This is a genomic window from uncultured Mucilaginibacter sp., from assembly GCF_903913935.1.
Taxonomy (GTDB): Bacteria; Bacteroidota; Bacteroidia; order Sphingobacteriales; family Sphingobacteriaceae; genus Mucilaginibacter.
The window spans coordinates 1-9342 of sequence record NZ_CAIWNH010000160.1; the positions used below are offsets into that span (position 1 = coordinate 1).

Annotated in this window: 14 protein-coding genes; all 14 read left to right on the forward strand. The window is 44.3% G+C overall.

Translation table 11 applies throughout. The features are described from left to right. Window positions 1-529 (forward strand): DUF6046 domain-containing protein (locus QZY09_RS05965; protein WP_295669510.1); only part of this gene is annotated, 529 nt, incomplete at its 5' end. Further along, complete coding sequence (locus QZY09_RS05970) at window positions 529-1623, forward strand: hypothetical protein (protein WP_295669513.1); 1095 nt, start codon at window positions 529-531, stop codon at window positions 1621-1623. The genes QZY09_RS05965 and QZY09_RS05970, both read left to right, overlap by 1 nt. Next, complete coding sequence (locus QZY09_RS05975) at window positions 1607-2071, forward strand: hypothetical protein (protein WP_295669517.1); 465 nt, start codon at window positions 1607-1609, stop codon at window positions 2069-2071. The genes QZY09_RS05970 and QZY09_RS05975 overlap by 17 nt, the downstream gene beginning before the upstream one ends. 1 nt (window position 2072) lies before the next feature. Then, a complete protein-coding gene (locus tag QZY09_RS05980) occupies window positions 2073-2291 on the forward strand; it encodes a hypothetical protein (RefSeq protein ID WP_295669520.1) in 219 nt (72 codons plus the stop codon). Further along, window positions 2288-2581 carry a hypothetical protein gene (locus tag QZY09_RS05985; protein WP_295669523.1) on the forward strand — a complete coding sequence of 98 codons (294 nt, stop codon included), beginning with the start codon at window positions 2288-2290 and terminating at the stop codon, window positions 2579-2581. Before QZY09_RS05980 ends, QZY09_RS05985 begins: the two co-directional genes overlap by 4 nt. After that, window positions 2571-3059, forward strand: a complete 489-nt coding sequence (locus QZY09_RS05990) for a hypothetical protein (RefSeq protein WP_295669526.1) — start codon at window positions 2571-2573, stop codon at window positions 3057-3059. The genes QZY09_RS05985 and QZY09_RS05990 overlap by 11 nt, the downstream gene beginning before the upstream one ends. A gap of 31 nt (window positions 3060-3090) precedes the next feature. Beyond that, window positions 3091-3969 carry a hypothetical protein gene (locus QZY09_RS05995; RefSeq protein ID WP_295669529.1) on the forward strand — a complete coding sequence of 293 codons (879 nt, stop codon included), beginning with the start codon at window positions 3091-3093 and terminating at the stop codon, window positions 3967-3969. Next, a complete protein-coding gene (locus QZY09_RS06000) occupies window positions 3962-4432 on the forward strand; it encodes a hypothetical protein (protein ID WP_295669532.1) in 471 nt (156 codons plus the stop codon). Before QZY09_RS05995 ends, QZY09_RS06000 begins: the two co-directional genes overlap by 8 nt. After that, entirely contained in the window at window positions 4429-5247 is an 819-nt protein-coding gene (locus QZY09_RS06005; protein ID WP_295669535.1) for a hypothetical protein, read from the forward strand. Before QZY09_RS06000 ends, QZY09_RS06005 begins: the two co-directional genes overlap by 4 nt. Before the next feature lie 5 nt (window positions 5248-5252). After that, the gene (locus tag QZY09_RS06010; RefSeq protein WP_295669538.1) at window positions 5253-6632 is read left to right on the forward strand and encodes a hypothetical protein; all 1380 of its coding nucleotides are present in this window, start codon (window positions 5253-5255) and stop codon (window positions 6630-6632) included. Then, window positions 6632-7495, forward strand: coding sequence for a hypothetical protein (locus QZY09_RS06015; RefSeq protein WP_295669543.1), 864 nt, complete (start codon window positions 6632-6634; stop codon window positions 7493-7495). Before QZY09_RS06010 ends, QZY09_RS06015 begins: the two co-directional genes overlap by 1 nt. A 1-nt stretch (window position 7496) precedes the next feature. After that, entirely contained in the window at window positions 7497-7694 is a 198-nt protein-coding gene (locus tag QZY09_RS06020) for a hypothetical protein (RefSeq protein WP_295669545.1), read from the forward strand. 13 nt (window positions 7695-7707) lie between these two features. After that, window positions 7708-8172 carry a M15 family metallopeptidase gene (locus QZY09_RS06025; RefSeq protein ID WP_295669548.1) on the forward strand — a complete coding sequence of 155 codons (465 nt, stop codon included), beginning with the start codon at window positions 7708-7710 and terminating at the stop codon, window positions 8170-8172. A gap of 49 nt (window positions 8173-8221) precedes the next feature. Beyond that, a complete protein-coding gene (locus QZY09_RS06030) occupies window positions 8222-9025 on the forward strand; it encodes a DNA adenine methylase (RefSeq protein ID WP_295669551.1) in 804 nt (267 codons plus the stop codon). The last annotated feature ends 317 nt before the right edge of the window (window positions 9026-9342 follow it).

The window sequence follows — 9342 nt, forward strand, 5'->3', positions numbered from 1 at the left end:
ACTACCTAACACGGGGAGCGGCTTACCTGCGGCGTTTGTTTCGCCCTATATCAAAAGCACTACCGCCCAGGGCCTGCCACTTTATGGGCAGGCTGATCTATTGGGTAATGAGGTTTTTTGCCCGATCACCATTACGGGGGTTGTAAATGGAGTTACTAAAGATTTAAAGCTTCCGTATGCTGTAATTGGCATGAAACGGGTTAAGGTGATCATAGAAACTGAAATGACAGAACTTAACGGCTCTGTTGATGAAATTATCAGCAATAAGGATTTTGAAATAGATATTAAAGGGTTTTTAATTGGCCAGTACGAACAGTTCCCGGACACTGATCTGGCAGCCTTAGAGGAAATGTGCGCGGTTAATAATACCGTGCAACTAAAATCAACCTATTCGGATATTTTTTTGAAAAGCAATTTAAATATTCTGATAAAGGAAATGGTAGTCCCCGCAAAGCCAAAGGTTATCGGGGTTCGTGACTTTTCTATACTGGCAAAAAGCAGTTCAATTTTTACACTATATCAAAGCTAATGGCATTTGCATTAAATAGTCGTATTGTAATAGGTTCATACGCGTTCCCTGGTGGAGTGTATGAACTTACTATAAAAAAAAATGTGCATGTAATTATTGATACAGCAAAACTTCAAATACCGGGGTTGGGGCAGGTTGTAAGCCTTAAAGGAGTAGCCAATACTGTACTTGAATTAATTGGGTTAGGCACGTTTAACATAGCCAATAATTTACCGGCTTCATCGGTGCAAACCGCGAAGCTTTTTAAAGAGGGGGATAAGGTGAGTATTGACCTTGGATACAACGGCGATCTGCGTAATGAGTTCAGGGGTTTTGTACGCCGGGTTAACCTTACAACGCCGATCAGTATTGAAATGGAGGGATACGCATGGCAGTTGCGTAATCAAAACATATTGGCCAGCTGGAAAAAAACAACGCTGAGAGATGTGCTTGTAAGAGTAATACAGGGTACGGACATTGTTTTAAGCCCGGACACTCCTCAAATAACACTTACTAACTATTTTATCCATAATGAGGACGGTTTGAAAGTGCTGGAGAATTTAAAAAAGAAGATGCTCTTGACCGTCTATTTTGCTGATAACATGCTGTACGTAGGTATTGAAGAGGGCCGTACAACTGCCGATACCACCGGTGTTCAGGTACTGGCGGGGCTGGCAGAGGTTAAATACAATATCGGGTATAACTGCCCATCAAAACAACCTGAATTAAAACAGCGCCTGGGCGCAGATAACGCCATCAGGGTACGGCTTAAAACCAAAGGCAAAAACGGTAAGAATGTGCTGTACGAAGCTGGCGACACGGACGGCGCTATCGTTGATAGGATTATACCTTTCAGTTCTGATGCCAACTATTTAAAAACGCTGGCTGCTGTTTATTTAAAAAAATTAAAATATAATGGCTTTGAAGGTAAAGTTACCGGGTTTTTACAGCCGTACTGTCAACCAGGATGGAAAGGAACGCTTACCGACAAAAGATATGAGGGTGCAAGGGCCGGGAGTTATTTTATTCCCGGTACAGAGGTTCAGTTTGGAGTAAAGGGCGCGAAGCGGATTGCTGAAATTACATACAGGTTAGACGGTGGAGCGGTTAGCTAAATTACGAGAAAGCTTTTTAGAGCAAGCCCACTCCGGGGGGCCTCCGGCGTTTCATGATGCTACCGTAACGGCCATAGATACGGAAGCTTATACCTGCGATGTATTGCTGGATGATGAGGTTGAGGTATTTGAGGTAAGGCTACGTGCCGTTGTTAGCAGCAATCAAAGCATAGACGTATTGCCTGCCGTAAATGCATCTATTGTAGTCGGCAAGATTGGGGAGGACGATTTTATCCTGATAGCCGCTGACGTGATCACCAGCTACCGGGTAACGATTGGCGCAATGGTTTTAAAAGTAGATGCTACGGGCTTTCAGCTTAGCAACGGCACTACCAGTTTGAAAGATGTTTTAACGGGGTTTGTAACCCAAATGCTGGCCATTTACGCCCCGAAAGATATTGCAGGGATTGAGAATTTACAGACTTTAATAAATAGCTTATTAGTATAAAATGGGACTTGACTTACCCGGCTTAAAAACAAATTTAAAGGAGTTATATGATGCTACACTGGTGGCAAGTGTGGATGCGGAAACGGCAGAAACAAATTTTATAAATGGGCTGGCCACTGCAATTGATACTTATGTACGTAGTGCATCCATTGTTTATACCGAAGGCCTGACAGCGCCAGGCGGCCCGGTGACAGGAGATTTTATAGGAGGTTTGGAATGATAGATTACTTAGTTGACAACACTACCAGCGACTTGCTTATAGGCGATGGGGACTTTGTAAAAGGTGACAGCACTTTGCAAAATCAAAAGGCCCTGCTAATGGGGGCAGCAAATGATTATAAGCAATTCCCTGATGCCTGTGTGGGCATAATGAATTTTTTGAATGATACGGGAGATACCAGCGACTTAATGCGACAGATACGCATAAAGTATGCAGGTGACGGCATGAACGTGCAAAGCCTTGCAATGGTTAATGGGAAAATAAATGTAAACGCGCCGTATGCTGGTTAAAACTGGCATGACGCTACCGGATGCGGTTATACTATCGGCAAACAGCATGGAGGATTTCTTTGCTTTTTGCGCCCTTAACAATTTGGGCTATACCGATAATATACTACCAGGTGCAACCCTGCAAAGTACAGGGATAAGCTATATAGCCAGCAGCGTACCCAACTTCGATTACATTACCGTAAAGCCGGTTAACGTGATGGTAGGTCAAACGCTAATGGACATGGCCACACAGCAGCTTGGCAGTTTGGAGGGATGGTTTGCATTGGCCTTATTAAACAATATGGCTTACAGCGATGATCTGCAACCGGGACAAAGTTTTAACTACGGGCTAACTCCATTTAACGCGGCGATGCTGCAAATATTTAAGGCGAATGGTTATAAGCCCGCAACCGGAATAACAAGCATTGCCAGCGGGATCCCGGCATTACCTGAAGGGATAGGTTATTGGGGCATTGAGTTTGATTTTGTGGCACAATGATTACACTGATTAAAAAAGGATTACACCGATTATGGCACGTACAATAGATTACTGGTATCAGCTTTTATTAACGCAAAAGAATAACACGCCGGGGCTCAACGGCCTTGTGGCTGGTTCAACAGCTACGCCTGACCCTATGGCTGTCAACAGCAATAGCCAGGTTGCGGACTGGAACTTATGGATGTACGTTGTTGCCGTTATTATGTGTGCGCTGGATAATGTTTTTGATTTGCACGGGATAGCAATGGCGCTCCTGTTCGCGGCGCAAAAACTACATTCACCGACCTGGTATCAAGCTTTAGCGCTAAGATTTCAATACGGACAGGATACCATACCTGACACAGATCAGTACGCTAACACCGGGCTAACCCCCGATCAGATAACCGCCCAGCAGATAATAGCACAGGCTGCGGTAACCGAAGTAAGCACGGCCACAGCGATAGGCTTACGGGTAAAGGTTGTTAAGCTGGTAGACGGTGTATATACCCAACTTCTTACTGCTGAAATGCTGGCCTTTACGCAGTTTATGAATAAACAAAAAGATGCCGGCGTAAACATTATAGCCCAAAGCTTGCCTGGGGACAGTTTAAGGTTAGGGATACAGGTGTTTTACGACCCTTTGATATTAAAAAGCGATGGCACCCGCATTGACGGCACTGATGATACGCCGGTATTGGATGGCATAAACGCTTATTTGCAATCGCTGGGCTACGAAGGTGAATATAGCAGCACACGGCTAAGTAATTATTTGCAAACCGTTAGCGGGGTAATATTGCCAAACATTACGCTTGCACAAGCGCAATACGGCGCATTTCCTTATACTAATATTGATGAAATTTATGTACCTGACGGTGGGTACTTCGTTTTGGCACCCGGTTACCCACTGATAACTTATACGGCTTATGTTTAATATAGTATTTAGCAAGCTTATCACGTGGATGCTACCGCTATTGCGCAGGCAGCCGGTATATTTTGCGTGGATGCAAACATTATGCGCCGGAGTGGTAAGCATGTATAGTGAATTTATGGTGCAACGCGCCGCTGATCTGTACGACATTGGACACGATAGCCGTGTGTTTAGTATGGAAGCCGTTTTTAACGATGCCTTTGATATGGTAAACCGCACCATTTATATAACCGATGGCTTTAACAAGAACCGCATTTACTTGTACACCCGCACAGAAGCGCAGCCGGTGTTTTTAAATCCAAGCATCCCCCTTTGGAATAGGGCTGACTACGCTGATACCGGTGTGGATTTTATAGTATGGGTGCCGAAAGCAATAAGCATGACGGTTACAGACATGATACAATTAACTGCCCTTGTAAATAAATACAAGCTGGCCAGCAAACGATACGCAATTTATAGAGTATGAATATTCAATATAATTTAACCGAAACGGGCGGCTTTCCCTTAGATCAGGGCGTTTTAAATGACCTTCAAAAAGGGATACTGGAGACTGAAAGCGCACTGGCTAATTTGGTTGGGCCGCTCGTTATTATATCCGGGTGTGTTGTGGCTGGCTTAAGTGCAGGTAATGGCATTGTAGCTATAAATGGGCAGATATTTCCGTTTGTGGGCGGCGTTATTGGGCCAAAGGTTATTATAGTTGAAACCGATGGTGACCTTACTTATTTTAACGGTAGCATTTTCCCCGCTAACATAACCAGGGTAGCGCAATTTGGTGATGACGGTGTACAAAATAACCCATGGGCTAATTTTGTGAGGGTAACTGCTGAAGGTGTGATCGCGGACGTTGCGAATATTTGGCAAACGGGCGATGTGAAGCAAATTGATTGTACCGAAGTATATATAGCGGCCAATTTTGTTAGCGCCGGGCCTACCCTCGGATTAGGAACTAACGCCCGTTTAGGCTGGGCTATTTGTAACGGCAATAACGGCACTGTGAACCGATTGGGAAAAGTCGCTGTACAGCGCGACCCGTCACAAATAGAGTTTGCATCGATGACCGCCGCAGGGGGTGAAAAAACACATCTGCTCACTATTGCTGAAATGCCAGGCCATGGTCATAGTTTTATTGACCCAACTGGTGGAGACGATTTCGGGTCAAGTAGTACGCGCCCCAGCAATACAAGCGCGAACCCCGGTACGACCGGAAGTACTGGAGGAGATCAGGCCCATAATAACTTACAGCCTTATATGGTTTCGTTATTTATTCAAAAGCTTTAATTAATATGGATAATAGAGCGACATTAAAAACATTTTTTTTAACTGGTAAAAAGCCTACACAAGGTCAATTTGCCGATTTAATAGATAGTTGCTACAACAAAGTAGACGATACGATTGCCATTGCGGACGTTACCGGGCTGGCTACAATTTTAGGGCAAAAAGCATCAGCCGCAGATTTGGCCGCTGAAACCGCTGCGCGTATTGCCGGCGAATTATTTGTTGGCGTATATGCAAGCGCTGCGGCATTGGCGGCAGCGCATCCAACAGGGATAGACGGACAGTACGCCATTGTTGAATCAACAGGCGTAGATGCCATAGATTATATTTGGGATAGTGCTAACAGTTTATGGGCGGCAGGCGGCGCTACTACAACCGGGCCTGTAGGACCTGCTGGCCCCACAGGAGCAACCGGAGCAACTGGGGCGACAGGTGCAACGGGCGCGGCGGGAACTAATGGAACTAATGGCGCAGTTGGCGCTATAGGCCCAACGGGCGCTGCTGGTGCCACAGGTGCAACGGGGGCAACTGGCGCAGCCGGAACTAATGGAACTAACGGCGCTACCGGGGCGACAGGCCCAACGGGGGCTACGGGTGCAACCGGAGCGACAGGCCCCGGCGTACCTGTAGGAGGCACCGCTGGACAAATATTATCCAAAATTGATGCTACTAATTATAATACGCAATGGATACCGCCGCCAACCGGCGGCGGCGTATCGGCGGCAGTAGCATCAGGAACAAATACCTATGCGGCTGCCGTGACGGGGATAACAACTTACTCATCCCCTTTGCAGTTGTTTATACAATTCACCAATGCTAACACCGGAGCGGCCACTTTAAATATAAATTCATTGGGTGCAATAGCAATAGTTAAAAATGCAACGGCTGCTTTAATTTCCAATGATATCCCGGCCGGACAAATTGTTTGTTTAGCCTACGATGGTACACACTTTCAAATTATCAACTCGTTCCCGGCCGCGTTACCTACCGTAACTACTGGAGAAAAAATACTTTCGGTAACCCCCAGCGGGGTTCAGATAAATTACGATGCCGTTGAGCAAGTTGTTTCGGCAACTGCACTAACATCTGCAACCTTTACCGCTGGGTTAAACACAACCGTTACAGGGGTAAAAGGGCAGATTGCTTATGATTCGGTTTACAAATATGAATGTATCGCCACTAATCAATGGATGCGCTTTGTTTTTACGAGCGACAGTGTTGAATTATACCTGGCTGATATAAGCGACATCGGCGGAGATAAAACAAGTGCCAATTTAAATACGGCTTACCCGTCTGCCCTGATAGGCCAAAAAGTAAGGGGGACTAATAACATTTACGAAAAACGAACCGGCACGATATGGTTCAAAATACCTAAAACTGACGCGTAATGCATATATTAAAAACAGGTACAACCAGCTGGACGATTAGCGGTGTGGTATTTAGGGTGCGGGATAAGTTTATTTATCTTACCACAAGCAGCGGTACAACATCAAATTCAACCCGCCGTATTTGTTATGATCTTATAACGGCGAATAATCGCCTTTTTGTTCCTAATAATGGCCCCGGCACATTGTCGGTAGTCAATGCAACTACGTTTGCCATTGTCGCCACTATCACCGGGTTATCAAGTATTCAGGCTGTAGCAATCGACACCAGTACAAATACTATATATGCCTGCGGCGGTTCAAGCCTTTGGGTTATCAATGGTAGTACTTACAGTATCATCACCACGATAACAGGCTTCACGGATTTACGTGGTATCGCTATTGACCCTGTATCGGCCAATCACCGGGCGTTTGTGTGCGATTTTTCGACCTCAATAATCTATATAATCAATACCAGCACCAATACAACGGCATCGTCTTTTGCTGCATCTACACAGCCATTTGGTATTGACTTTGATCCGGTTGCAGCTAATAACCGGCTGGCCGTGTCATATCTGTCGGGAAGTGTTGTGTTTTTAAATGCAACAACTTTTGCCTCATTGGGAACGGCAACGGGGCTGGGTGTACCATGTCAGGTGACATTTGACCCTGTATCTCTTAATAACCGCGCCTTAACAACTAATAGAGATAGCGGAACGGTGTCGGGTATCAATTTAGGTACTTATGCCAATACGGGAGTATTACCAGGCGCAAACTTTAGTTCAGCGTATGGCATAGCCTTTGACCCGATTACCGCCAATAATCGGTTTATTATCGCAGATCAGAACGCCTCAACATTACAAGTAGTAACTCAAACAGCTGTATAGAATGTATATAAGAGCCGATAATTACGGAAACATCCAACTGATAAGCCATACCGAAAATGTGGACTGTGTGCTTTGCACCGGGGGTATACCGGACGATTTTATTTCTACCCTCGGGTATGGAAAGTATATTTTTTTAAACGGGGTAATAACCGCCGTTGACGGCTGGGTAATGCCAGTAGTTAAACCAGATGTTGTATAAAACAAATAAAAAAATGGATATAAGATCATTAAATGCCCTCACTACGCTTCACCCAAAATTCAGGCCGTCAGCAATTGCGGCATGGACAGAGGCACAGGCTAAGATGCCTGCAAATGTGCAGATCATAGTTATACAAGGTCTCCGCACTTTCCAGCAAAGCAACGCCGATTATGCGCAAGGCCGAACCGCTCCCGGTGAAATTATCACAAAAGCGCCAGCTGGAGAAAGCTATCATAATTATGGGTTAGCCTTCGACTTTGCCATGGTGACGAATGGTAAAGATGACTACGTTGTAGGGCCACACTGGATGCAGGTTGTTTCCATTATGGAAAAATACGGAGTGACATGGGGCGGAAACTTTTCAGGCTTAAAAGACAGTCCGCATTTTGAAAATAAATACGGGCACAACTGGCGCGATCTATTGGCTAAACATAACGCCGGTGATTTTATACCAGGTACAACCTTCGTGAATATTTAAGACATACTTGTAGTTAGGGTAAGCAAAGCAGCAAACCTAATTATATAAAATGTACAACGCGAAAATGAAAACGCCGGTAAGCTATTACGGCGGTAAACAAAAATTAGCAACAAAAATTTGTTCTTTGATACCTGAGCATACGCTCTACAGTGAGCCTTTTATCGGTGGTGGTGCAATATTCTTTGCAAAAGAGCCATCACCGATAGAGGTTTTAAATGATACGAATAAAGAACTCATCAACTTTTACAAAGTAGTTCAAAACGATTTTGTAAGCCTCGAAAAGGAGATCAGGATAACGCTGCATAGCCGCGATCTGCATCGCAAAGCTTCGGTGATCTACAATAATCCTGATATGTTTAGCGAAATCAAACGTGCGTGGGCCGTTTGGTTATTAAGCAGTCAAAGCTTTTGCGCTCAACTGGACGGGACATTCGGGTATGATAAGTCTAAAAATACCACCACAAAGAAAGTAATCAATAAACGCGACAGCTTTACAGAAGAATTAGCTATAAGGTTGCAGAATGTTCAGTTAGAATGTGCTGATGCTTTATATGTTATTCGAAGCCGCGACACTTTAAATAGCTTCTTTTATTGTGACCCTCCCTATTTTAATAGCGACTGTGGCCACTATAACGGTTATACTGAACAGGACTTTGAAAACTTGCTAATCACCTTGAGTAAGATCGAGGGTAAATTTTTGTTGTCATCATATCCATCAGCGTTGTTATTAAAATACGCAAAGCAATATGGCTGGCAAATGTGGTCAGTTGAGCAAAATGTAACGGTAAATACTAAGAGTGGATATTTGAAAAGGAAAGTGGAAGTGCTGACAGCTAACTATCCATTAAGTTAAAAAAAAGCCCGGACAGATAAAGGTGCGAACCATTCATCATAACAGAAGCAGCCCGAAAGCTGCTTTGCGTCCGGGCTGTACCTATATTGGGGTAAACAAAGCCGGGCATGTTATTATGAAGAATGGTTCGCACTGCAAATGTATAAAAAAACCCCTTTAAAGTAATATTTAAAGGGGTTTTAAAATGGAATAAAAGAACTGTTTAAAGCCCTTATTATGATATTACGTTTCCGGGCGTTTTTGGCTATTTATGTAGCGTAAAAAAAAGATAGTGGTCTGTAGGTGATTAAAAGTATGTTTTGAAGGTGATTTTTTAA